General features: G+C 62.1%; 24 protein-coding genes. 15 read left to right on the top strand and 9 right to left on the bottom strand.

Going from position 1 to position 24,364, the window contains the following annotated elements; genetic code table 11:
- Positions 1-193 precede the first annotated feature (193 nt).
- Positions 194-1,768: a trimethylamine methyltransferase family protein gene (locus EN885_RS21965; RefSeq protein WP_095486699.1), complete on the bottom strand. Its 1,575-nt coding sequence runs from the start codon at positions 1,766-1,768 to the stop codon at positions 194-196.
- Between the two features lie 271 nt (positions 1,769-2,039).
- Here EN885_RS21965 and EN885_RS21960 point away from each other — a divergent pair, with 271 nt between their 5' ends.
- Positions 2,040-2,738 (top strand): B12-binding domain-containing protein, encoded by a 699-nt coding sequence (locus tag EN885_RS21960; protein ID WP_095486700.1) that lies wholly within the window; start codon positions 2,040-2,042, stop codon positions 2,736-2,738.
- A gap of 201 nt (positions 2,739-2,939) precedes the next feature.
- Here EN885_RS21960 and EN885_RS21955 read toward each other — a convergent pair whose 3' ends face one another.
- Positions 2,940-3,152, bottom strand: coding sequence for a hypothetical protein (locus EN885_RS21955; protein WP_095486756.1), 213 nt, complete (start codon positions 3,150-3,152; stop codon positions 2,940-2,942).
- Between the two features lie 274 nt (positions 3,153-3,426).
- Positions 3,427-3,567 carry an entericidin A/B family lipoprotein gene (locus tag EN885_RS21950; protein ID WP_095486701.1) on the bottom strand — a complete coding sequence of 47 codons (141 nt, stop codon included), beginning with the start codon at positions 3,565-3,567 and terminating at the stop codon, positions 3,427-3,429.
- 57 nt (positions 3,568-3,624) lie between these two features.
- Between EN885_RS21950 and EN885_RS21945 the strand changes: the two genes are divergently transcribed.
- Positions 3,625-4,251 (top strand): DUF1638 domain-containing protein, encoded by a 627-nt coding sequence (locus EN885_RS21945; RefSeq protein ID WP_095486702.1) that lies wholly within the window; start codon positions 3,625-3,627, stop codon positions 4,249-4,251.
- A gap of 8 nt (positions 4,252-4,259) precedes the next feature.
- On the opposite strand, the gene EN885_RS21940 is transcribed toward EN885_RS21945, so the two are convergent.
- Positions 4,260-5,183, bottom strand: coding sequence for an NAD(P)-dependent oxidoreductase (locus EN885_RS21940; RefSeq protein ID WP_128242658.1), 924 nt, complete (start codon positions 5,181-5,183; stop codon positions 4,260-4,262).
- A gap of 123 nt (positions 5,184-5,306) precedes the next feature.
- Between EN885_RS21940 and EN885_RS21935 the strand changes: the two genes are divergently transcribed.
- The 10 genes from EN885_RS21935 (at position 5,307) to EN885_RS21890 (ending at position 14,598) form a co-directional block, all read left to right on the top strand.
- Entirely contained in the window at positions 5,307-5,882 is a 576-nt protein-coding gene (locus EN885_RS21935) for a DUF4893 domain-containing protein (RefSeq protein ID WP_095486704.1), read from the top strand.
- Between the two features lie 91 nt (positions 5,883-5,973).
- Positions 5,974-6,756 (top strand): formyl transferase, encoded by a 783-nt coding sequence (locus tag EN885_RS21930; RefSeq protein WP_095486705.1) that lies wholly within the window; start codon positions 5,974-5,976, stop codon positions 6,754-6,756.
- 46 nt (positions 6,757-6,802) lie between these two features.
- Positions 6,803-7,714: a fatty acid desaturase gene (locus EN885_RS21925; protein WP_245329949.1), complete on the top strand. Its 912-nt coding sequence runs from the start codon at positions 6,803-6,805 to the stop codon at positions 7,712-7,714.
- 145 nt (positions 7,715-7,859) lie between these two features.
- Complete coding sequence (locus EN885_RS21920) at positions 7,860-8,162, top strand: virulence factor (protein WP_095486706.1); 303 nt, start codon at positions 7,860-7,862, stop codon at positions 8,160-8,162.
- Positions 8,155-8,754: a methylenetetrahydrofolate reductase C-terminal domain-containing protein gene (locus tag EN885_RS21915; RefSeq protein ID WP_095486707.1), complete on the top strand. Its 600-nt coding sequence runs from the start codon at positions 8,155-8,157 to the stop codon at positions 8,752-8,754. Before EN885_RS21920 ends, EN885_RS21915 begins: the two co-directional genes overlap by 8 nt.
- A complete protein-coding gene (locus EN885_RS21910) occupies positions 8,751-9,842 on the top strand; it encodes a methylenetetrahydrofolate reductase (RefSeq protein ID WP_095486708.1) in 1,092 nt (363 codons plus the stop codon). Before EN885_RS21915 ends, EN885_RS21910 begins: the two co-directional genes overlap by 4 nt.
- Positions 9,843-9,921: 79 nt before the next feature.
- Positions 9,922-10,896, top strand: a complete 975-nt coding sequence (locus EN885_RS21905; RefSeq protein WP_128335216.1) for a methyltetrahydrofolate cobalamin methyltransferase — start codon at positions 9,922-9,924, stop codon at positions 10,894-10,896.
- Positions 10,841-12,976, top strand: coding sequence for an ASKHA domain-containing protein (locus tag EN885_RS21900; RefSeq protein WP_128242659.1), 2,136 nt, complete (start codon positions 10,841-10,843; stop codon positions 12,974-12,976). Before EN885_RS21905 ends, EN885_RS21900 begins: the two co-directional genes overlap by 56 nt.
- Positions 12,977-13,166: 190 nt before the next feature.
- Positions 13,167-13,352, top strand: a complete 186-nt coding sequence (locus EN885_RS21895) for a hypothetical protein (RefSeq protein ID WP_095486758.1) — start codon at positions 13,167-13,169, stop codon at positions 13,350-13,352.
- Positions 13,353-13,614: 262 nt separating this feature from the next.
- On the top strand, positions 13,615-14,598 hold the full coding sequence (locus EN885_RS21890) for an alpha/beta hydrolase (protein WP_095486711.1): 984 nt from the start codon (positions 13,615-13,617) through the stop codon (positions 14,596-14,598).
- A 107-nt stretch (positions 14,599-14,705) separates the two neighbouring features.
- Here EN885_RS21890 and EN885_RS21885 read toward each other — a convergent pair whose 3' ends face one another.
- Entirely contained in the window at positions 14,706-15,605 is a 900-nt protein-coding gene (locus EN885_RS21885) for a LysR substrate-binding domain-containing protein (protein ID WP_095486712.1), read from the bottom strand.
- Between the two features lie 220 nt (positions 15,606-15,825).
- Between EN885_RS21885 and EN885_RS21880 the strand changes: the two genes are divergently transcribed.
- The 3 genes from EN885_RS21880 to EN885_RS21870 all read left to right on the top strand — a co-directional run bounded on the left by EN885_RS21880 (position 15,826) and on the right by EN885_RS21870 (position 17,775).
- Positions 15,826-16,014, top strand: a complete 189-nt coding sequence (locus EN885_RS21880; protein WP_095486713.1) for a hypothetical protein — start codon at positions 15,826-15,828, stop codon at positions 16,012-16,014.
- A gap of 335 nt (positions 16,015-16,349) precedes the next feature.
- Positions 16,350-16,484 carry a hypothetical protein gene (locus tag EN885_RS34715; RefSeq protein ID WP_013894968.1) on the top strand — a complete coding sequence of 45 codons (135 nt, stop codon included), beginning with the start codon at positions 16,350-16,352 and terminating at the stop codon, positions 16,482-16,484.
- Between the two features lie 352 nt (positions 16,485-16,836).
- The gene (locus tag EN885_RS21870) at positions 16,837-17,775 is read left to right on the top strand and encodes a GlxA family transcriptional regulator (protein ID WP_348627380.1); all 939 of its coding nucleotides are present in this window, start codon (positions 16,837-16,839) and stop codon (positions 17,773-17,775) included.
- A 48-nt stretch (positions 17,776-17,823) separates the two neighbouring features.
- Here EN885_RS21870 and EN885_RS21865 read toward each other — a convergent pair whose 3' ends face one another.
- The 4 genes from EN885_RS21865 to EN885_RS21850 all read right to left on the bottom strand — a co-directional run bounded on the left by EN885_RS21865 (position 17,824) and on the right by EN885_RS21850 (position 24,344).
- A complete protein-coding gene (locus EN885_RS21865) occupies positions 17,824-18,666 on the bottom strand; it encodes a DUF1194 domain-containing protein (protein ID WP_127206259.1) in 843 nt (280 codons plus the stop codon).
- A 120-nt stretch (positions 18,667-18,786) separates the two neighbouring features.
- The gene (locus EN885_RS21860; RefSeq protein WP_126106099.1) at positions 18,787-21,348 is read right to left on the bottom strand and encodes an FAD-dependent oxidoreductase; all 2,562 of its coding nucleotides are present in this window, start codon (positions 21,346-21,348) and stop codon (positions 18,787-18,789) included.
- A gap of 277 nt (positions 21,349-21,625) precedes the next feature.
- Positions 21,626-22,855 (bottom strand): hypothetical protein, encoded by a 1,230-nt coding sequence (locus tag EN885_RS21855; protein WP_128242661.1) that lies wholly within the window; start codon positions 22,853-22,855, stop codon positions 21,626-21,628.
- Positions 22,856-22,871: 16 nt separating this feature from the next.
- Positions 22,872-24,344, bottom strand: coding sequence for an aspartate aminotransferase family protein (locus EN885_RS21850; protein WP_128242662.1), 1,473 nt, complete (start codon positions 24,342-24,344; stop codon positions 22,872-22,874).
- Positions 24,345-24,364: the final 20 nt, after the last annotated feature.

Here is a 24,364-nt window from a genome sequence, read left to right as displayed (position 1 = left end):
ATCTGGCGATATCGATCGCAACACCCTTGAAAACCTTCCTTCGAGCCATATCGGTCTCCGGGCAAGCGATGTCCGAAGACGTCGGAGGGGCGGACTCAAATCATCCCTTTCGGTCCGGGTCGGAGAAGGCGCTCCGCCAGACTTCCTTGTGGATGATGTTGGCGACTTTAGCCCCGCCTGACTCGGGCTCCTTTCAGGTGAAGGCGTCGGCCATTGACGCCTTTTTCCTGCCGATGAAATCCTTCAGCCCGTCGTCGATGCCCGGATCGAGATACGGCGCCTCGTAGCTTTCCAACCAGCGGCGGGCGAGTTCGTTGGCGCGCTGCGGCGCGGTCTTTTCGCCTTCGGCCAACCACTGCTCGTAGGAATTGTTATCGGCGATGTTGGAACGGTAGAAGGCGGTCTGGAAATTGGCCTGGGTGTGGTCACAGCCGAGATAATGGCTGCCTGGACCCACCTGGCGGATGGCATCCATCGCCTGGCCGTTTTCCGACAGGTCGACGCCTTCCGAGAACTTCTGCGTCATGCCGAGCTGGTCGATGTCCATCATGAACTTTTCGTAGCAGGAGGCGAGCCCGCCCTCGAGCCAGCCGGCCGAATGCAGCACGAAATTGGTGCCGGCAAGGATCGTCGAGTTCAGCGTGTTGGCGCTCTCGTACGCCGCCTGCGCGTCCGGGACTTTCGAGGCGCACAGCGAACCACCGGTGCGGAACGGCAAGCCGAGCCGGCGCGCGAGCTGCGCCGCGCCATAGGAAACCAGCGACGGCTCCGGCGTGCCGAAGGTCGGCGCGCCCGACTGCATCGAGATCGACGAGGCGAAGGTGCCGAACAGCACCGGTGCGCCCGGCCGGATCAGCTGCGTGAACGACGCGCCGGCCAGCACTTCGGCCAGAACCTGGGTCAGCGTGCCGGCGACCGTCACCGGGCTCATCGCGCCGGCGAGGATGAACGGCGTGACAATGCAGGCCTGGTTGTGGCGCGAATAGACCTTCAGCGCCCCCAGCATGGTCTCGTCGAACACCATCGGCGAATTGGCGTTGATCAGGCTGGTCAGCACCGTGTTGTTCTCGACGAAATCGTCGCCGAACACGATTTTTGCCATCGCCACCGTGTCCTCGGCGCGCTCCGGCGCGGTGACCGAGCCCATGAACGGCTTGTCCGAATATTTGATATGACTGTAGATCATGTCGAGATGGCGCTTGTTGACCGGCACGTCGACCGGCTCGCATACCGTGCCGCCCGAATGGTGGATCGACGGCGCCATATAGGCGAGCTTCACGAAATTGCGGAAATCCTCGATCGTTGCATAGCGCCTGACGCCGTCGAGGTCGCGCACGAAGGGTGGTCCGTAGACCGGCGCGAAGACGGTGGCGTTGCCACCGATCTGCACTGAGCGCTCGGCATTGCGGGCGTGCTGGGTATAGACGGACGGCGCTGTCTTCAACAGCGAGCGGCAGAGGCCTTTCGGGAAATGCACGCGCTCGCCCTTGACGTCGGCGCCGGCCTCTTTCCACAGCTGCAGCGCCTCGGCGTCGTCGCGAAAGATGATGCCGATCTCTTCGAGCACCGTGTCGGTGTTTTTCTCGATCAGCGCCAGCCCTTCCTCGTCCAGCACCTCATAGACGTTGATCTTGCGCTTGATGTAGGTGAGCTGGGTGCCGGGGCCGCCACCCGAGCGCGCTGCCCGCCGGGCAGCGGCACCACCGCTGGCGGCACGTCCGCGCCGCGCGTTTGACGCTTCCTGGTCGACCGGCGCGTTCTCACTCATGATCGTTCTTCCCTGACTTTTGTTCTGGCATAATTGTTACGGCCGCATATTGCGCCTTCTGGCCGGATCGTAGCCATGCACCCTATTCGAAACGGCCCGCCAGCGCCAACGCCTGTCGCAAAATCGACAAGAATTCCAATAGATTTGCGGTCGCTTTCCTTTTGCGGGAAGTCGCAAATCAGCTATGGACGCAAGGCTGTAGCGGGTTAGGTATTGACGTGATATTTGAGGCCCCGCAACTGTATCCGTGCGGCAAGGAGCTGGATTAAAAATGGCCGACGACGAGATCATCCTTTCCGAGCTTTCCGACGACGAGCTCGTGCAGCAGATGCACGACGACCTTTATGACGGGCTGAAGGAAGAGATCGAGGAAGGCACCAATATCCTTCTCGAGCGCGGCTGGGCGCCTTACAAGGTGCTGACCGAGGCACTGGTCGAAGGCATGCGCATCGTCGGCGAGGATTTTCGCGACGGCATCCTGTTCGTGCCGGAAGTGCTGTTGTCCGCCAACGCGATGAAAGCCGGCATGTTCATCCTGCGTCCGCTGCTCGCCGCCACCGGCGCGCCTAAGCAGGGCAAGATGGTGATCGGCACCGTCAAGGGCGACATCCACGACATCGGCAAGAACCTTGTCGGCATGATGATGGAAGGCGCCGGCTTCGACGTCATCGACCTCGGCATCAACAATGCGGTGGAAAAATATCTCGACGCCATCGAGCAGCACCAGCCCGACATCATCGGCATGTCAGCGCTGCTGACGACGACCATGCCCTACATGAAGGTCGTCATCGACACGATGAAGGAAAAGGGCATCCGCGACGACTATGTCGTGCTGGTTGGCGGCGCGCCGCTCAACGAGGAGTTCGGCAAGGCCGTCGGCGCCGACGCCTATTGCCGCGACGCCGCCGTGGCGGTCGAGACCGCCAAGGACTTCATGAAGCGCAAGCACAACGTCCGCGCTTCGGCCTGAGCTGGCGAGGAGAAGACAGGAGCATCAGTACGGAAGCCCGTACTGATGCTATGATAAAGGCCGATGCGGCGCGTAACGCTGGCATGTCAAAACATTTAGTAAGCGACAGCGATCCGCGTAGCGAACATACCCGATGAAACCATTAAACGGGACGTTGAGCGCGGCAAGCCTTGCTCGGGGCGTTCGGGCGGGTTGAAACGCCTATTCTGACTCTTTCGCCTCTTCCTTTTTCAGGACCGGCGTGTCGGCAGTTGTCGTATTTGCAATGCTTGCGACTTTGGTTTGCTGATCTACGCTTGCAGCTTTGGTTTGCTGATCTACGGAAGCCGTCGTTTTGGTGTGGCCAACACATTCCGCTGCGGCGCCGGACACAGAAAGGCCCAGAGCGGCGACAACTAAGAGAGCGGTCTTCATCGTAAGGCTCCTAGTTTCGTTGTTGAGGGTACTAGAAAAGGGTAACGGCATATCCCCTGCTCGAAAAGTCAAATTTTCGTGCCTGCCCCCGAAGAAAACAATTGCAACAGGCGGACACGACGTCCGCGCCTCGGCCCGATCTCGGCGAATTCGGCATGCACACTAAACCGAGTCGCGCCTTGCAGCGCGACTTTGCTGTTCCCAGATGTTACAAGGACTTAACGCGCATCGCTTGAACTACGTTGATCGCGATGCGCGTTGATGAGATTGCGGATCAGGGATTCTCGACGGTGTCCTCAACCGCGTTTGCTGTCGATTTGACGTCCTTGCCGACGCCGCGGACGGTGTTGGCGCAGGCCGAAAGTGCCAGGGCGCAAGCGAGAATGGCAATGGGTGTAAGGCGCAACAGTTTCATGGACGGTGTCTCCCTCGTTCGATAGATTCGAAACAAATAGCAACGAAACCCGGTTCTATGAGCGCCGTGCAAAAACTACAACCCGATCAAGGCGACAGGCTGCTCGTCATCGCCTGCGGGATGATTGCGCGCGAAGTTCTGGCCGTCAAGGAGCAGCTGGGGCTCGACCATCTCGACCTGACCTGCCTGCCGGCGGAGTTCCATTTCTACCCGGACCGCATCGCGCCGGCCATGGACAAGGCAATCGAGAAGGCCAAGGCGGATGGCTATAGAAACATCTTCGTCGGCTACGCCGATTGCGGCACCGGCGGCCTGCTCGACCGCGTCTGCGAGAAGCATGGCGTCAAACGCATGGCCGGGCCGCATTGCTTTGCCTTCTACCAGGGCATGGACGCCTATGCGAAGGTCGCCGATGACGACATGATGTCGTTCTACATGACCGACTTCCTGTGCCGCCAGTTCGACGCCTTCTTCATGAAGCCGCTCGGCCTCGACAGGCATCCGGAGCTGATCAAGGACTATTTCGGCAATTACGAGAAGCTGATCTATATCGCCCAGACCGACGATCCGGAACTCGACAAGGTCGCCGAGAAGGCCGCGAAAATGCTCGGCCTCGCTTATGAGCGCCGCTCGACCGGTTATGGCGACCTGACGGCGGAGCTGGCCAGCGCCGCACACGGCTGACCGTTCGATCAGGCGGTCCCTTCTTCCGCTGCAAGCGCGGCGAGCACATCGGCAAAGCTCGTCTTGCAGACGAAGCCCAGCCTGTCCCTCGCCCGCGAGGCGTCGTAGACACGGTCGATCGAGGAAAACATCGTCCAGCCTTTCCGCGCATAGAATGCCGGAAATTCCGGAAAATAGCGCGCCACGACGGACGGTGCGTCGGCGATCAATGCCTCGCAATCGTCGGGTCGGAACGGCGTTGGCGCTGAGACGATGACGATGTCGAAGCCTAGCTGTGGCGCCTTCTCCAGCGCCGCGGCATGAGCCTCGGCGGCATCTTCCACGGTCAGCCGGCGAAACAACAGCTCATTGGCCTTGATGTTGGCGTCCGACTGCTCGATCGCATGCCCCATGTCGTCTGCTTCGGGAAAAAACCTTGCGGTGCGCAGCACGATCACCGGCAGTCCGGACTGAATGTGATAGAGGCGGCAAAGATGTTCGGCCGAAAGCTTGGTGACGCCGTAGATGTTGCGCGGCTCGGGCGACATGTCTTCCGTCAACCAGGCGGCCTTGCGCGCACCGCCGGTCAAGCCGGCGCGTATGGCTTTCGAGATCATCAGCGAGGTCGTCGACGTGAAGACGAAGCGCTGAATGCCTGATGCCACCGCCGCGTCGAGCAGGTTGAGCGTGCCGCGCACATTCGTCTCGATGAAATCCTCATTACGTTGGTGTTCGATGTCAGGCTTGTGCAGCGCGCCGCTGTGGATGATCGCCTCGATGTGATTTTTGCTGACCGTCCGCATGACCAGATCACGGTCGGCGACCGAGCCGATCACCTGCGTTTGCACCGACGGGACGGGATCGAGGCCGACGAGGTCATGGCCAAGGGCCCGCAGGCGCGGCGCCAGCGCGCTGCCCAGCCAGCCTGACGATCCCGTAAGCAAGATCCGCATCGGCGAAACCACGAATTTTAACCTGGCCGCTGTTAAGCACGGATGACAGGCCTCCGCGAACGGGTAAGTTATGTGCCAAACGAGAAAACAGGCTGTTCCAGCCATCGACCGGGAAACGCACCGATGATTGCTCGCCTCTTGATTGCCGCCGCAGGCGTTGTCTGCTTCGCCCTGCCCGCGCTCGCCGATGGCGAGGTGCAGAAGCTGATCACGCCCGCCGACAAGGTGAGGCTCGACAAATATGATGAGACGCGTAAGGCCGCCCTTGATGAAGCCAAGGCCGGCGACGCCGCCGAGGTCAAGCAGCTCGACGCCTTGCTGGCAAAGCCGCTGGTCTCGTTTTCCGACAAGGACCTGACCGGCAACTGGCAATGCCGCACCATCAAGGCTGGCGGACTAAGCCCGCTCGTCATCTATGGCTGGTTCAAGTGCAAGGTGAGCGACGATGGTTCGGGCTGGATGCTGGAAAAAATCACCGGCTCGCAGCGCACCAAGGGCCGTTTCTTCGACGACGGCGAAAAGCGCTCGATCTATCTCGGCTCCTTCTCCGTCAACAACGATCCCGCGAAACCCTATGGCAGCGGCCCACAAAGCGATCAGGTCGGCTACGCCTTTCGCAACAGCGTCAACGAATGGCGCATCGAGTTCCCGGCGCCCTATCACGAATCGAAGCTCGACATCCTTGAATTCAAGCGCTGAGCCTGCGGCCCTGGTTCCGATCACCAAGGATTAACCCGGCCGGCCTAGCATCTCGCCCGCTGAGAGCAGGTCTTTTCGGGGCGGCACAAACATGGAACCGTTGAAATCAAATCCGCGGCCGATCGTCGTCGTCACCGAAGGCGGTCCGCATATCTGGGCCATCGTCAACGCCATCTCTGACCGACTCGGGCCGGTGAGCGTCATCCTCGAAAGCCCTGAATCCAAAAAGCAATTGCTGCTCGGGCGCGCCCGGCGCCAAGGCTGGCTACAGGCCATCGGGCAGCTCGGCACAATGGTGCTGACGCGGCTCGGCAAGCGGTTTTTCGCCGGGCATGCAGCCCGCATCATCGCCGAACAGAAGCTGCAGACGGAATCAAAGCCCGGACAAGCGATCATCCACGTTCCCTCAGCCAATGCGCCGGAGTGCCTGCAGGCGATCAGGGAAATCCAGCCCGGCGTCGTGCTGCTCGCTGGCTGCCGCCTGCTGTCGAGGCAGACACTTGCCAGAATTCCTTGCCCGGTCCTCAATTACCATGCCGGCATCGCTCCGAAGTATCGCGGCATGAATGGCGGCTACTGGGCGTTGGCCTCCGGCGACGCGGAGAACTTCGGCACCACCGTGCATTTGGTCGACGCCGGCGTCGACACCGGCGGCGTGCTGCGGCAGGTGCGCGGCAAGCCTGAGGCAGGCGATACGATTTCAAGCTATGCGCTGCGGCAGGCGGCATTCTCACGCGACATCTGCGTCGAGGCGGTCAGGGATGCGCTGGCCGACAAGCTTGCCACCTCAGATCCCGGCCTGCCTTCCAAACAATGGTATCATCCGACGATCTGGTTCTACCTCTGGACCGGCGTAAAAACCGGCGTCTGGTAAGGAGCGCCGATTTACCGGACAGCGCCTCGGCGATAAGCTTGCAGGCATGAGCGAAATCGACCACCGCACCATTATCGCCGGTCTGTCGGTCGAGGATCGTCGCGACCTCACCGCCAAGCTGGATAGGCCCGGCATTGTCCGGCTGGCTGTCCATGGCGGACTGGTTGTCGTGCTGGGCGCGATGATCACCGCCCGCATCCCATTCTGGCCCATTATCATGCTGCCGCAGGGGATCCTGATCGTCTTCTTCTTCACGCTGTTGCACGAGACCATCCACGAAACCGCTTTCAGGACAGCGTGGCTCAATCGCGCCATCGCCACCGTGACCGGCTTCCTGATCCTGCTGCCGCCGGTCTGGTTCCGCTATTTCCATTTCGCGCACCACCGACACACGCACGATCCGGACAATGATCCCGAACTCATGAGCCCGAAACCGGAGACCATCGCCCAGTATTTGCGCTATCTCTCCGGCCTCCCCTATTGGATCGGCATGGCGCGCGTGACTGTCGTCAACGCCGCCGGCCGCAACCGCGACGGCTTCGTGCCGGAAAAGGGCCGCGACAAGGTGATTTCGGAAGCACGTTGGTTCCTGATCGCCTATGCGGTGCTGCTGGTGGCCTCGCTGGTCGCGCAGTCGGCGCTGCTGCTGTGGGTCTGGATTGTGCCGGTGCTCGTCGGCCAACCCTTTTTGCGGGCCTATCTGCTGGCCGAGCACGCACTGTGCCCGCATGTCGCCAACATGCTCGAAAACACCCGCACCACCTTTACCACAAGGCTTGTGCGCTTCGTGGCGTGGAACATGCCTTACCATTCAGAGCATCACTGTTATCCGGCCGTTCCCTTTCACCGCCTGCCGCGCTTCCACCAGATCGTCGCCGAGCATCTGCGCACGACCGAGCGAGGCTACGTTCGCTTCCACAGGAAGCTCGTCGGCAGCTTCGATCGTCGCGGCGGCTGATCCAAACCAAGCCAAGCATCGAAAATTTCCACCTTTCCTTTTGCGCCCTGCGATTGCGTCGCTTTTGAATGCGCGCGCGTCGTCCCATAACAAGCAGCCCAACAGCGCTTCCGGCAATGCTCGGAACACGAGGAGTAAGAAATTCATGGCCGATCTGATCGTCGTCTACTGGCGCGACATCCCCGCGCAGGTCATCGTCAAGAAGGGCCGGCAGAACGCCAAGCGCGAACTGCCGCTGCGCTTCACCGAGGCGATCGACATGTGTGCGATGCGCACCGGCGCCGGCGGTACCGACGACTACCTGGCCGAATGGCGCAAGGCCGACCCCGTGCCGGTCAGCGACGATCTTGAAGGCGAGGCTGAAAAAGCCTTTCAGGATATCGACGCGAAATACGACCGCGAGCGGCTGGTCGCTCTGGTCAAGGCGGGCGGAAAAGAAGATGCCTGAACCAACCCCGGCGGTTACCCAGGCCACTTTGGTCAAGAAGGCGGCGCCGAAATCCGACTACAAGCCGGCCGACGTGTCGCCGCAGCGGCGCGTGCAGCGCTCGTTCGCGGTCAGGCTGTGGTCCGTGCGGCATTCGCGATTGCTCGAATGGTTCTACGCCAGGTTCGCCGACATGTTCTTGACTCTCCACCCGCTGTGGAAGGGCATCGGTTACGGCCGCGTCGAAGCCCCGATCAAATTCGTCGAAAAACGCGTCAAGGGTTTTATGTTCGATTGCCGCATGTGCGGCCAGTGCATCCTTTCCTCCACTGGCATGTCGTGCCCGATGAATTGCCCCAAGCAATTGCGCAACGGCCCTTGCGGCGGCGTGCGTGCCAACGGCAATTGCGAGGTCGAGCCTGATATGCCCTGCGTCTGGGTCAAGGCCTGGGAAGGCTCACGCAACATGAAGCATGGCGACAAGATCCTCGACGTGCAGAAGCCGGTCGACCAGTCGCTGCGCGAGACCTCGGCATGGCTGCGGGTGACCGCGCAGGCCGCAGCCGCGCGCGAAGCCGCCCGTAACGCTCCGAAGACCGGGGCACCGACATGATCGGCCGCCAGCGCGACGAGAACCCGGCCGGCATTCATCTGCCGCTTGAGCCCCTGCCCGGCCACACGTCGCGCGGACGCTTGGAGCGCGTCCTGAGGCGCGGTGAGTTCGCGGTGACCACCGAGCTCAACCCGCCCGACAGCGCCGATCCGGAAGATGTCTACAACCGCGCCAAAATCTTCGACGGCTGGGTCGACGCCATCAACGCCGTCGACGCGTCGGGCGCCAACTGCCACATGTCGTCGGTCGGCATCTGTGCGCTGCTGACCCGCATGGGCTATGCCCCGATCATGCAGATCGCCTGCCGCGACCGTAACCGTATCGCCATCCAGGGCGACGTGCTGGGCGGGGCGGCGATGGGCGTCGCCAACATGCTGTGCCTGACAGGCGACGGGGTCCAGGCCGGCGACCAGCCCGGCGCCAAGCCGGTGTTCGATCTCGACTGCATGTCATTGCTGGAAACCTGCCGCATCATGCGCGACAACGGCAAATTCCTGTCCGGCCGCAAGCTGACGACGCCGCCGCAGCTTTTCCTCGGCGCGGCGATCAACCCGTTCGCGCCGCCGATCGATTTCCGACCCTACCGGCTAGGCAAGAAGATCGCCGCCGGTGCCCAATTCGTGCAAAGCCAATACTGTTTCGACGTGCCGATGTTCCGCACCTACATGCAGCAGATCCGGGACCTCGGTTTTACGGAAAAATGCTTCATCCTGTGCGGGGTCGGACCGCTGGCCTCGGCCAAGACCGCCAAATGGATCCGCTCCAACGTGCCGGGCATTCATATCCCCGATCAGATCGTCAAGCGACTGGAAGGCGCCCAGGATCAGAAGAAGGAAGGCAAGCAGCTCTGCATCGACATCATCAACGAGGTGAAGGAAATCCCCGGCGTTTCCGGCGTCCATGTGATGGCCTATCGCCAGGAGGAATATGTCGCCGAGATTGTCGATGAATCGGGCGTGCTGAAGGGCCGCCAGCCCTGGAAACGCGAAATCCGCCGCGACGACCAGCTCGTCGCCGACCGTCTAGACCACATATTGCACGACGAGATCACCGAAACGCAGGTCGACATGGTCAAGACCGCGCATTGATGGCGCGGACGGTCACCATTCGCTTGATCGAGATCAGAAACGATATAAAGAAGTCTTTATATCACGACGGAGAGATTTCATGACCCGGACGATCGTCGCCTCGGCGACACGAGAAATCATCATCGGCTTCGACCAGCCCTTCTGCGTGATCGGCGAACGCATCAATCCGACCGGGCGCAAGAAGCTCGCCGCCGAGATGATCGCGGGCAATTTCGACACTGTCATCAGGGACGCGCTGGAACAGGCCGCCTGCGGCGCGACCATGCTCGACGTCAATGCAGGCGTGACCTCTGTCAATCCGAACGAGACCGACCCCGGCCTGCTGGTGCAGACGCTGGAGATCGTGCAGGGACTGGTCGACCTGCCGCTGTCGATCGACAGTTCGGTGACCGCCGCGATCGAGGCGGCGCTCAGGGTCGCCAAGGGCCGGCCGCTGGTCAACTCCGTCACCGGCGAGGAAGAAAAGCTCGAAGCCATCTTGCCGCTGGTCAAGAAATACAACGTTCCGGTGGTCGCCATCTCCAACGACGAGACCGGCATTTCGATGGATCCGGACGTGCGCTTCGCCGTCGCCAAGAAGATCGTCGAGCGCTGCGCCGATTTCGGCATTCCGGCGCACGATGTTGTCGTCGACCCGCTGGTCATGCCGATCGGCGCGTTGGGCGATGCCGGCCGCCAGGTCTTTGCCCTCCTGCGCCGGCTGCGCGAGGAGCTCAAGGTCAACACCACCTGCGGCCTCTCCAACATCTCGTTCGGCCTGCCGCACCGCCACGGCATCAACGCCGCCTTCATCCCGATGGTGATCGGCGCCGGCATGACCTCGGCGATCATGAATCCGGTGCGACCGCAGGAGATGGAAGCGGTACGCGGCGCCAACGTGCTGAACGGCACCGACGAGAACTGCACCAACTGGATCAGGACCTACAAGGACTACAAGCCGGCCGAAGGCGGCCAGGCGGTCGCAGCGCCGACGCAAGTCAACGCGCCGGGCGAAAGCAATGGCAACGGCGGCCGCCGGCGCGGTGGCCGTGAAGCCCGTATGGCCCGAGGATAAGCGCGCAATCGTGAACTCTCCTGCCAACATCACCGACCCGCTCGTGCTGTTCATGCCGTCCGGCAAGCGCGGGCGGTTTCCGGTCGGCACGCCGGTGCTCGATGCCGCGCGCCAACTCGGCGTCTATGTCGAGAGCGTGTGCGGCGGACGCGCCACTTGCGGGCGCTGTCAGGTCGAGGTGCAGGAAGGCAACTTCGCCAAGCACAAGATCGTCTCTTCCAATGACCACATCTCGCCCAAGGGCGCCAAGGAAGAGCGCTACGAACGCGTGCGCGGCCTTCCCGAACGGCGACGCCTGTCCTGCTCGGCGCAGATCCTCGGCGATCTCGTCGTCGACGTGCCACAGGACACGGTCATCAACGCGCAGACCATCCGCAAAGACGCCGACACCAGGGTCATCGCCCGCGATTCGGCAATCCATATGTGCTATGTCGAGATCGAAGAGCCCGACATGCACAATCCATCAGGCGATCTCGATCGCCTGAAGATCGCGCTGATGAAGGACTGGGGGCTCAAGAGCCTCGATTTCGACTTCCATCTGTTGCCGCAGGTGCAAGGCATCTTGCGCAAGGGCAACTGGACCGCGACCGCCGCGATCCACAAGGATGCCGACAGCGAGACCGCGCGGGTCATCTCTTTGTGGCCCGGTCTCAAGAACGAGGCCTACGGGCTTGCCTGCGATATCGGCTCGACCACCATCGCCATGCATCTGGTGTCGCTGCTGTCGGGCCGCGTCGCTGCCTCGTCGGGCACGTCGAACCCGCAGATTCGCTTCGGCGAGGATCTGATGAGCCGCGTCTCCTATGTGATGATGAACCCGGACGGCCGCGAAGGCATGACGGTTGCGGTGCGCGAGGCGATCTCGGGTCTCGTCGACAAGGTCTGCGCGGAAGGCAACGTCCAGCGCAACGACATCCTGGATTCCGTGTTCGTCGGCAATCCGATCATGCATCACCTGTTCCTCGGCATCGACCCGACCGAACTCGGCGGCGCGCCCTTCGCGCTGGCCGTCTCGGGCGCCGTGCACATCAAGGCGTCGGATATCGGCCTGAAGCTCAATCAGGGCGCCAGGCTCTATATGCTGCCTTGCATCGCCGGCCATGTCGGCGCCGACGCGGCTGCGGTGACGCTGTCGGAGGGTCCGCACCGGCAGGATGAGATGATGCTGATCGTCGACGTCGGCACAAATGCCGAGATCGTGCTCGGCAATCGTCAGCGGGTCGTGGCGGCCTCCTCGCCCACCGGCCCGGCCTTTGAGGGGGCGGAAATCTCCGGCGGCCAACGCGCGGCGCCCGGCGCCATCGAGCGCGTCCGCATCGATCCCGACACGCTGGAGCCGAAATACCGCGTCATCGGCTCGGAACTGTGGTCCGACGAGCCCGGCTTCCTCGACAGCGTGCAGGCGACCGGCGTCACCGGCATATGCGGCTCCGGCATCATCGAGGTGGTCGCCGAGATGTATCTGGGCGGCATCATCTCAGAGGACGGTGTCATCGACGGCAGCCTCTCCGCCCGCTCGCCGCGCGTCACTGCCAGTGGCCGCACCTTCTCCTATGTGCTGAAGGAAGGCGAGCCGAGGATCACCATCACCCAGACCGACGTGCGCGCCATCCAGCTCGCCAAGGCCGCGCTTTATGCCGGCACCAAGCTGTTGATGGAAAAGCAGCACACCGATCATGTCGACCGCATCCATTTCGCCGGCGCCTTCGGCTCCTTCATCGATCCGAAATACGCCATGGTGCTGGGACTGATCCCCGATTGCGATCTCGACAAGGTCTCGGCCGTCGGCAACGCCGCCGGCGCCGGTGCGCGCATGGCGCTGCTCAATCGCGGCTATCGCCGCGAGATCGAGGAAACAGTGAGCCAGATCGAGAAGATCGAGACCGCGCTGGAGCCGAAATTCCAGGAACATTTCGTCTACGCCATGGCGCTGCCGAACAAGGTCGACCCGTTCCCGAAACTGTCGGCGGCGGTGAAGCTGCCGCCGCGCAAGACGGTCAGCGAGGACGGCATTGCCGGCGATGCCGCCCCGCGGCGGCGTTCGCGCGAAGGCCACGCGGCGCGGCGCGGCCGGGGGTAACGTCCCGCCGGCGAAAGCTGCATTTCGCCCTCATTCTCGTTTGCATGCAAATGTTTCCGGATCAGCCCAAACTGAAACAAGGCGCTGTTTTCGTGTAATCCACCAGATACATGTGCGGCGCATTTAACCGGCATCGAACGGCAGGCAGGAAATAACTTTCGGCCGCCGCAGCACTCCAAAGGAGATGAAGATGTCGATGTTCGAAAGCCTCGGCCGCTATGGTATGGCCATCAGGAATGCACACAAAAGAAACAGGTCCGTCCGGGCGCTGAACAGCCTGCCGCCCGAAATTCAGAGGGACATCGGCTGGCCCGTGTCGCCGCGCGAAGACCCGCAGGTCACCTTCTCGGCTCTGCTCCTGGGTTCGGCGCGCTGATGACCTTCGCCGACAAATGCAAGCTGCTGGCCAAGCGCCGGAGCCGTCATGCGGCTCCGGCGGCAAGCGACCGTCGACTGCGCGCCGCACGGCTGCCCCGGCGCTGAGCATTGCAGCGAGCCAGACTGGACGCTGGCCTTGATTGCCAGCCAGATCACACCGCCGTGTTAAGACTGCGCAAATCTTGACATTTTGGGCGAAGGCACGATCTTCGATAGCGAGGGGTTCTCTTAGTCGGCTCAGCCGAAGTCCGTGTGTCCGCATGCCAAGTCTCAAAAGCCACGTCGTGTCCTTCGTGCTCAGGCATAGCCGCAAGCAGGCCTTTTCCAGCCCGGAAAACCTGCAGCGCTGGATCGCGTATGCGCGCAAGACGGAGAATCATCAGCCGCCCGCACCGCTGCGATCGCGTTTCGAGATCACGACGCGCAGCGTGGACGGCTTTCCCGTCTACGAGATCGCGCCGAAGGCCGGTGTGCGAAAGCGGATTCTCTACCTGCATGGCGGCGCCTATGTCTTTCAAATCACGTCCTATCATTGGGGGCTGATCGCCGATATGGCCGACCGGCTGGGCTTCGGCATTACCGTGCCGATCTATCCCATTGCTCCCGAACACGATTTCCACGCCATGTTCGGCATGGTCGGCGAGGTCTACCGTCAGCTGCTCGACGAAACGGAAGCGCAGGATATCGTCTTCATGGGCGATTCCGCCGGCGGCAACATGGCCGTGGTGCTGACCATGATGGCCGCGGAAGACGCCCAGCCCTTACCGTCGCGCCATGTGCTGATTTCGCCCGGCCTCGACTTGTCGCTCGCCAACCCCGAAGTGTTCGAGGCGGAACGCTACGATCCATGGCTGGGAATTCCGGGCGGGCTGGAGGCAGTCCGGCTCTACAGTGCCGGCATAAATCCCAGTGACTGGCGCATCAGCCCGCTTTACGGTGACCTCTCGGTGTTGCCGAAAACGCTGCTTCTGACCGGTTCACGCGATATGCTAACCCCCGACAATCTGATCTTCGCGCAAAAGGCCCGTGCCGCCGGTGTCGAGATAGAGGTCGTGCACGAGCAAGGCATGTTCCATGTCTGGCCACTGATCGACATGCCAGAAGCGCGGCGCGCGCGGGACAGCATCGTGACGTTCCTGACCAGCGACACCGAAAGCTATCACGCCAAAGCCGGCGAATTGGCACTGCAAAGGACAGGTCGTAGCGACCCCGCTCACGACCTGGCTGCGCCGTTGAGGTCGTAGCTAGAGCATTTTGCAGCCAAACGTCTTCGTTTGGCGTCCGACAAAATGCGTTAAAACAAAGACTTGGAGCGCGGTTTTGGTTCCACCAAAACGCAAAGCGCGCTAAGTCAGAACTTGCCGGTTTCCCTGAACACTTCGAAGGTCGCACGGATGTGGTCGGCAACCGCCTTCACCGGCGCGCTGGCGTCCGGCGCCACGACCATGGCGAGATTGTAGGTGCCGATATCCGGCATGCCGTCCTTCGGGCAAAGCTCAACCATCTCGCTGCCGAGGAACGATTTCGGCAGCGGCGCCACCGCGAGGTCGGACATGATCGCGGCGCGCTGGCCGGCCGTATGCGCGCTCATATAGGCGACGCGATAGTTGCGGCCCTCACGGCCGAGCGCTTCGAGTGCCCCGGCCCGCCAGGCGCAGCCCTCTTCCCACAATGACACCGGCAATGGCTCGCGCAGATGCGCGCAGCCGCCCTTGGCGCCGGCCCAGACGATCGGTTCGGTGAGCAGCACCTCGGCGCCGAGCGCGCTGGTCTTGTACGAATTGGTGAGTAGCGTGATGTCGAGCGCCCGGTCGTCCATGCGCCGGCGCAGATTGATGCTCTGGTCGATGGTGACGTCAACCGCGATCGAGGGATGCGACTGCGCAAAACGCTTCAGCACATGCGGCAGCACGCGCTCGCCATAGTCGTCCGGCGAGCCGAGCCGCACCACCCCGACAATATCGGGGATGATGAACTTCGACACCACCTCGCGGTTGATCGACAACAGCCGGCGGGCGTAGCCGAGCAGCATCTCGCCATCGGTGGTCAGCGTCACCGAGCGCGCGTCGCGCGCGAACACGGAGCGACCAAGAATATCCTCAAGCTTCTTGATCTGCATGGAAACAGCCGACGGCGTGCGGAAGACGGCATTGGCCGCGGTGGTGAAACTGCCGGTCTCGGCGATCGCCACGAAAGTGCGCAAAACGTCGAGATCAAGCAGCGGCAACGGATGATTGAGTGGGGCGTTCATCGGGATCGACCTTCAATTTTTCTGATTCAAACCATCATTCCATTTCGTTTGATTGAACATCACTTTGGGAGGATAGTCAACTCCATCGAAGGCAGACGTACCGAGGCCGCCTTGAAACGACTGTGACATTGATCTGCAATCGACACGAAATGAAGCTGAAACAAACCTGAAGTAGCTCTCATACGGGGCAAACTTCCGGCCCAACGCAAAGGAGAATGAAATGTCCATCCTGTCATCCATCGGCCGCATCGCGACCGAATTCAGCGCGGCCCGCGCCCGCTATCAGACCGAACGCGCCATCCGCTCTCTGCCGATCGAACTGCAGAAGGATATCGGCTGGCCCGAAGCCGCAGACACCAAGACCACCACTCGCTACGGCGTCGGATCCTGGGCTGGTGGAGCAAAATAGATCGTGTGTATTCAAAGCTGAAGGCCTGCCGCGCAGACGCTGCCCGGCAGGCCTTTTTATTTGTGGTCAAATGACCTTCCGAGCCATGTCGCCGCTGCATGGCGTATATGAAGGGGCTGCATAGCAGCCGACATTTCGAACTAACGCCTTGTAAGTGATCATAAATCTTAGGCGGAATGCCCAAATATGTCGCATTCCGTGTCGCTTTTCATATCAAGTGCTTCGCTTTTGCGATTTAGTTTCCCCTCACGTAAGCCTATATCAGCGCCAGCAAACGAGCTGCCCCACTCCATCAAGCGAAGGCGACCCGTCTGAGCAACCGAATGGAGATGATCATGAAGCTTTTTGCCCGCCTTTTCGCTCGCCGTGAAATGAACCTGACGACCGCGCTCGAGCGCCAGCGCCTTGCCAACACCATGCCCGGCCAGACCGGCGCCATGGCCGCCGCGCGTCTTGGTTTCGTCGCCTGATCTGACAAGCTTGCGAGCAGCGCTTCTTTCTGCTGCTTCGAAATTGATCAGAGCGCCGCTTCGGTCCTGCCGAGGCGGCGTTTTGTCGTGCGCCGACCACATCCGGCATATGTGCTCAATCCGGCAGCATGTTGGATCCGTCACCGTATAACGATTGCCCATTTGCGACCCATGTCGCAAATAAAGTCTTTCCGTTGCCGCCTAGCCAATTGACAGGAAAGGTTTTTCCTGATGTCGCTATGCTGATCGCGACATCCTGTTCGCGCCATTGCAGCGTGAGGGCTACCCTGTGAACGTCGTAAATCATCCGATCACGCGATCGTTTGTGTTCTTCCTGGTCCCCGATTTCACCATGATCGCTTTTGCGACGGCGCTCGACCCGTTGCGTTCGGCCAACCGGATGCTCGGCTACGAGGCCTATCGCTGGCGGCTCGCCAGCATCGACGGCAAGCCGGTGCGCGCCTCGAACGGCGTCGAATGCGCCGTCAACACCTCGCTGGAGGACGAGCGCAAGAAGATGTCTGGCCCCGAACGGCCCAACATGGCGGTGGTCTGCAGCGGCATCAATGTCGAGCGTTACCAGAACAAATCGGCCTTCGCCTGGCTGCGCGAGGAATACAACCGCGGCGTCGCCCTCGGCGGCCTATGCACCGGCGCACATATATTGGCCGCCGCCGGCCTGTTGTCCAACAAGCGCTGCGCCATTCATTGGGAGAACCTGCCGGGATTTTCCGAGGCATTCCCCAAGGCCAATGTCTTTGCCGACCTCTTCGAGATCGACCAGAACATCTACACCTGCGCCGGCGGCACTGCGGCGCTCGACATGATGCTGAAGCTGATCGGCGACGATTTCGACGACAATCTCGTCAACCGGGTGTGCGAGCAAGTGTTGACTGACCGCGTGCGCAGCCCGACCGATCGTCAGCGCCTGCCTTTGCGCGCGCGCCTTGGCGTGCAGAACTCCAAAGTGCTGACCATCATCGAATTGATGGAAGCAAACCTGTCCGAGCCGCTGTCGCTGATCGAGATCGCCGATCATGTCGACCTGTCGCGCCGGCAGATCGAGCGCCTGTTCCGCACCGAGATGGGCAGATCCCCTGCCCGCTACTATCTGGAAATCCGGCTCGATCGGGCCCGGCACTTGCTGATCCAGTCATCGATGCCGGTGGTCGAGGTGGCGGTCGCTTGCGGCTTTGTCTCTGCCTCGCATTTCTCCAAATGCTACCGCGAGCTCTATGCGCGCTCGCCGCAGCAGGAGCGCGTCGATCGCAAGCAGTTGCTGGCCGCGTAAACAGCCAACATCTTGCACGCGTAGCCTCTGGCGGGGAGCGCTTGAAATCTAGCGGCTGTCGTACATCCAGCTTCGGTCGCGCCACATTTTTTCGCCGACCTGGCAGTCGGTGGCCGGCTTGTCTTGCGCCAGCACCACCGGCGAATGTGCCGCTTCGTCCGCCGCCCACTGTGGGGACGCAGGCCCGGCAAGCTCGAGCACCAGCTTGCGGCGGATCGCTTCGGGAAACTGCGTCCACTCATTGACCGGAATCATGAACGCGCCGGGCCCACCGATGACGCAGTCGGTGTAGTAGCGGTCGAGATAGTTGACGTCGTAGACGCTGGTGAAGCCGCTTCGGGTCATCAGCGGCAGGCCATTGATGGTGATGCCTTGCTTGACCAACCCGTCACGAACCACGTCGACGGGAGCACCTTGATTGTTGGGGCCGTCGCCTGAAATGTCGATGACGCGCTTGACGCCCCGAAAGCCGCTTTCGGCGAAGAGATCGCTGCCGAACTGCAGGGCACCGGAAATCGAGGTGCGCCGGGCGCTGTTGGGCGCATGGGCGGAGAGCTGCTCGACCACCCGCTCGGCGTCGGCACGATTGGCGATCACCGTCCACGGCACGATGACATGCTGCCAGGTCGTGCCGGCCCATTCGACATAGGTGACGGCGATCTTGCCATAGGCGCCATCGGCTATCGCCTGCAGCACCGTGTCGTGCGTCAGGGCCGCCACATAGCCGCGACGCTGGATTTCGAGCTCGGCTGGCGACATCGAAAGCGAAACGTCAACGGCAAGAACCAGCTCGACGTCGACCGGCTCGGCGGCGCGGGATTCTGGCGCCAGCCCAAGCGTCAGCGCAGCGGCAGCAGAGAGGAGATGTCTTGCGCGGGGAAAAGCAGACATGCCGCAAGGTAAGCGAGAATCGTCGCGTCACAAAGCGAAAAGCCCAGCGCTGGGCTGGGCTCTTGCGTTCACGTTTTTGCGAGGCCACCCCATTGTAGCGGCCCGGCAAGTCATCATCGCTCAGCTGCGCGGATTGAGATTCTCCGGATCGTAGAGCGGCTTGTAGCCGACAGCGGCCACCTCGACCGGGTATGTCTCGCCGAAATACTCAACATTCAGCTTGCGGCCCTCCTGGCAATACGCCCAGGGCAGATAGGCGAGCGCAATGTTCTTGCCGATGGTCGGACCATAGGCGATCGAGGTCGTGAAGGACCGGCGGCCGAGTTCGTCGACCAGCGTCTCGCCCGTTTCCGGGTCCATCACCGGCATCGTGCCGACCGGATAGCGGGCAACCCCCTTGGGATCGACATTGTCCGTCATGACGAGTGTGCAAAGCATGGCCGGCTGATGCGCTCGGGCGCGATATTCCAGATGCTTTGCCTTGCCGCTGAAATCGGCCTCCTTGACCTTCGGGCGGGCAAGATCGGCCTCCAGCAGATTGTACTCGGTCAGAAGATCCGCGTTCTGCAGGCGCAGGCTCTTCTCCATGCGGCGGCTGTTGGCATAGGTCTCGACGCCAAAAGCCATCACGCCGGTCGAACGCAACGCGTCCCAGACGGCCAGGCCGTCCTCGTATCGCATATGCAGTTCCCAGCCCTGCTCGCCGACATAGGAGATGCGGAAAGCGGTCACGTCCTTTCCGGCAATCCTGACAGGCTTGATCGCTGCGAAGGCAAAATTCTCCGGCGTCAGCCCGTCCGGGTTCTCGACGACCTTCTGCAAGGTCGACCGCGCGTTCGGACCCCAGATGCCGATGGTCACGTATTTTTCAGTCACGTCCGTGACGGTGACATCGAAGCCTTTGTCTTTTGCCGTCCGCCGCATGTACTGGAAGTCGCGCGGACCGGCATCGGCGCCGTCGATGACGCGGCAGCGGTCGGCCATGCGGATGACGGTCAGGTCGGCGCGCACCATGCCCTCGTCGTCGAGGAAATGGGTATAGATGCCCTTGCCGATGTTGGTATCGCCGCCGATCTTGGCCGCGCATAGCCACTCCATCAGCGCGACGTGATCCGGGCCTTCCACGTCGTACATCGCGAAATGCGATAGGTTGACGATGCCGCAATCCTCGCTCATGGCGAGATGCTCGGCATTTGAGACGCGCCAGAAATGGCGGTTGTCCCACTCGTTTTCACGGACTGGCACCCGGTTGCCGTATTTCTCGAGCAGGTGCTCGTTGGCGGCATAGCCATGGGCGCGCTCCCAGCCGCCCAGTTCCATGAAATAGCCGCCGAGTTCCTTCTCGCGCGCCCAGAAGGGCGAGCGGCGCACGTCGCGAGCCTTAGAGAAGGGCTCGCGCGGATGGACCGCCGGATTGTAGACCTTCATCGCCGTTTCGGTGCAGCGGTCCCAGATGAACTGCTCTTTCGTCTGGTGCGGATAGAAGCGCGCATAGTCGATGGCGTGGTGGTCGATCGACGTCCGGCCGTCGGTCATCCAGTCGGCGATGAGCTTGCCCATGCCGGGGCCGTCCTTGACCCAGATCGCGACGGCATACCAGAGGCCGCGCACCTTCTGGCTCTCGCCCATAGAGGGGCCGCCGTCTGCCGTCACCTGCAGAAGCCCGTTGAAGGAATGGCTCTCATTGTAGCCCAGTTCGCCCAGGATCGGCGTCAGTTCCATGGCGCGCTCGAGCGGCGCCAGGATCTGTTCCATGTCGAGGTCGCGCTGCGAGGGCGAAAGACGGGCCTGGTTCTTCTCCAGAAGGTCGCGCGGATGGCAAAGGCGCGGATTGGTCTCTTCGTAATAGCCCCACTCGATCTGCCCACCTTCGGCGGTCTTGGGATCGCCGGTGTCTCGCATGTAAGCCGAATTGCCCTGGTCGCGCAGCAGCGGCCAGCCGATCTCCTTGCCGGTGCCGGCGAACTCGGTATACGGCCCGAAGAAGGTGAGCGGATGATCGATCGGCATCACCGGCAGGTCCTCGCCCACCATTTCCGCGATCAACCGGCCCCAGATACCCGCGCAAACAATCACGTAGTCGGCTTCGATTGTGCCGCGATCGGTCACCACGCCTTTGATGCGCCCATTCTCGACGATAAGCGACTTGGCCGGTGTGTTCGCGAAGGATCTGAGCTTGCCGGAGGCTTCCGCCTGGTCGACCAGCTTGCCGGCGACTGTTTGCGAGCGCGGGATGACGAGACCGGCATCGGGATCCCACAGGCCGCCCTGCACCATCTCTTCTTCGATCAGCGGGAATTTCTGCTTGATCTCGGCCGGCTCGATCAGGCGGGCGCGCGTGCCGAACGCCTTTGCCGAGGCGATTTTGCGCTTGATCTCCGCCATGCGATCGTCGTCGCCGACGCGGGCGACCTCGAGGCCGCCGATGCGGGCGTAATGGCCCATCTTCTCGTAGAAATCGATGGAGTAGAGCGTCGTCCAGCAGGACAGGAAATCATGGCTGGTCGTGTAGCAGAAGTCGGAGGCGTGCGCTGTCGAGCCGATGTCGGTCGGGATGCCTGATTTGTCGATGCCGACGATATCGTCCCATCCGCGCTCGATCAGGTGATGGGCGACCGATGCGCCGACAATGCCGCCCAGCCCGACGATGACGACCTTCGCCTTTTCCGGAAATCCTGCCATTGCCCGCGACTCCAAAGTGCTGTTGCAGGCGCCGGCGCCCGCTTGACCGGCGCACAATATGCAGGCGACGGCCATCGTGCTACCGCCTGTTTGCGACACGCCGCAGGTGCGGCGCGACCCCGACGCATAACGCCGAAAAATCGGAATCGATTTTCGCTGGGATCATGCGCAGAAAGAAGTTCTACAGCGTCCTTTGCGCGTCCAAAGGACGCGTCGCGCAGCAGTAGAGATCAGCGGCTTCAAGCGAAAATGATGCGCGCCGGGCTGGAGACGGAACTCATGGTTTATCGCCCGGAATGACGTGCAACACTGCGGCTCGTCGCCCTTTGATGCTCGTCCACAGCGCCGTGAATGGACCAGCGAGCAGCAGAAACGGCGGAATCAGGTTGGGAAAGTAGATGCGGGTGTCGTGGATCGGGAAGACGGTGAACTTGGCCAGCACGCCGAGCACCAATGCCGCGAACAGGATTCCGGCGCGGCGGTCGAGCTTGAAGCCGGCGCGGCTTGAGGCATACCACCCCGCCAGCGCCAGCACCGAGACGCCGATCCAGCTGTTGAGGCTGACGGCGCGGACCAGGGAGGCGGCAAAGGCCCGGAGATAGGCGACAACCGAGAACGGTGGATCGAAGCCGTCCATATTGTAGTGCTGCTCGATGCTGGAGAACCACAGATGCGGCCACCAGCCGGGATGCTGCGCCCAATGGGAGATGGCGAAATAAGCGACCAGGGAGGCGGCAAACCCGGCCAGCGCGCCCCACGCTTTCTGCCGGAAGGCGACCAGCAGCACGGCGAAGATGGCAAGGAAGACAATGTTGTCGGGCCGCGCCATGAAGGCGAGGAAAAGCAGGACCGCTGTCGCGACCTCGCGACCGCGCACATACGCAAAAAGCCCGCCGAGGAACAGCGCCGAGCACAGCAGATCCGGCGTCGCGGCCCGCGCCACATCGCCGAATTCGGCCATGATCAGCACCGCGCCGGCGACCGGCGCCAGCGCCAGCGCGCCTTCGGACCGCAGCCAGAGCAGCGCGATCCCACCGAACAGCAGCACCGACAATACCTGTAGCAGCCGCATCGCCTCGACCGGCGACATCACAGAGCTCATCGTCGAAAGGATCTCGGCGTAGAGGAACTTGACCCGATACATGCCGAGCAGCGAATGGAAGTCGGTGGCATTTCCGGCCATATGGCTGCGGAAGCCGCCGCCGTCATCGACCAGCGCTTTGTAGTCGCCCGCCGATACACCGTCCCTGACCGTGCCATAGGCATAGTCGTGCAGCGCCTTCGCATCGGCATAGGTGCCTTCCTCGGCGATCGCCAGATAGGGCAGCATGTCCCAATTGGCGTCGGGCATGAACCATGCCGTCACGGCAGTCAGAAGGATGTAGAGGGCAAAGGCCGCCGCCCCGATCGGTGCGGCAAGACGCGCATAGGTGCCCTCGCCCCACGCCAGACCGGCCTCGGTGAGCCGGTCGAGCAGGTTTGTCGGAACGGGGGATTTGGTCAGCATGGTTTCGCTCAGCAGCCTAGCGGACCTGGCTTTTGACGAAATCCTTCACGATCGACACGATGCCGCGCGACAGCAGGCTGTCGAGCGCCTCGACAAAGCGATCGACATGTTCGCGCTGGCAGATCAGCGGCGGTTCGAGACGGATGACGTTGCGGTTGTATTCGGTGAAGGCGACGAGCACGTCGTAGTCGCGCAGCAGCAGCGCTCCGACGAAGCCGGACAAGGACCCCTTCAACTTGTCGTCAAGCACGCTGACCACAGGCCGCAGCACCATCGGCAAGGTCTGCGAAAAGTCGTGGAATTCCAGCCCGACCATAAGCCCCTTGCCCCGCACGTCCTTGATGATCTTGGGATATTTCTCCTTGAGCGCTTGCAGCCGTTGCAGGAGGTAGTCGCCGGTCATCGCGGCGTTGTCGATCAGTCCCTCGTCGTAAAGCACGTTGAGCGCCTCGATCGAGGTGACGCAGGCCTCGCCCATGCCGCCGAAGGTGGCCATGGCGTGGATCATCGCCGTCTTCGGCGTGCCATAGGCCTTCATGTAGACCTCGCGCCTGGCGATCATGGCGCCGACCGCCGCCTTGCCGCCACCGAGCGACTTTGCCAGCGCCGTCACGTCAGGAACGACGCCGTAATGCTCGAAGGCATAGAAGCGGCCGGTACGTCCATAGCCGCACTGCACCTCGTCGGCGACCCACAGCACGCCGTACTGGTCGCAGAGCGCGCGCAGCTTTTGCCAGTATTCGGCAGGCGCCTGGATGATCCCGCCGCCGCCCTGAATGGTTTCCAGCACGATGACGCCGACCTCGGGATCGGAGCGGAAGGTGCGCTCGACCGCCTCGATGTCGGCGAACGGGATACGCACGACATTGTCGGCGACCTTGAAGTCGGCGCGGTAGAGCGAGCCGTCTGTAATCGCCAGCACACCCTTGGTCTTGCCGTGGAAGGAATTCTCGGCATAGACGACCTTCGGCCGCTTCGGGCCGGCGGCTCGCTCGGCGAGCTTCACGGCCGCTTCCATGGCTTCTGAGCCGGACGAGCCCAGAAACACCATGTCGAGATCGCTGGGCGAGCATTTGGCGAGATTGTGCGCCAGGGCCGCCGCATATTGCGACATGAACGCGATGGCGATTTCCTGCCGCTTCTCATCCTGGAATTTCTTGCGCGCTTCGAGAAGGCGCGGATGATTGTGGCCGAAGGCCAGCGAGCCGAAACCACCGAAGAAATCCAGGATTCTGCGGCCGTTCTGATCGATGTAGAACATGCCTTCGGCACGCTCGATCTTGATCTTGTGGAAGCCGAGCAGCTTCATGAAATGCAGCTGGCCGGGGTTGAGGTGCGCCTTGAACAGGTCGGTCATGCGCGCGACGTCCATCGTCTTGGCCTGCTCGACGCTGATCAGATCGGGCTTGACGGTGGTGGCGGGCGAAAGCGCCGGCGCGCTGACCGTGGCGCGCGCAGTCGTGTGGTCTGGCTTGGTCATGACGGTCATCTCAAGAGTCTCCTGCTGGC

Origin of the sequence: Mesorhizobium sp. M6A.T.Cr.TU.014.01.1.1 (assembly GCF_004022765.1) — a bacterium.
GTDB lineage: Bacteria > Pseudomonadota > Alphaproteobacteria > Rhizobiales > Rhizobiaceae > Mesorhizobium > Mesorhizobium mediterraneum.
The sequence above is the reverse complement of the archived record's forward strand: the minus strand, read 5'-3'. Positions and strand labels throughout refer to the sequence as shown.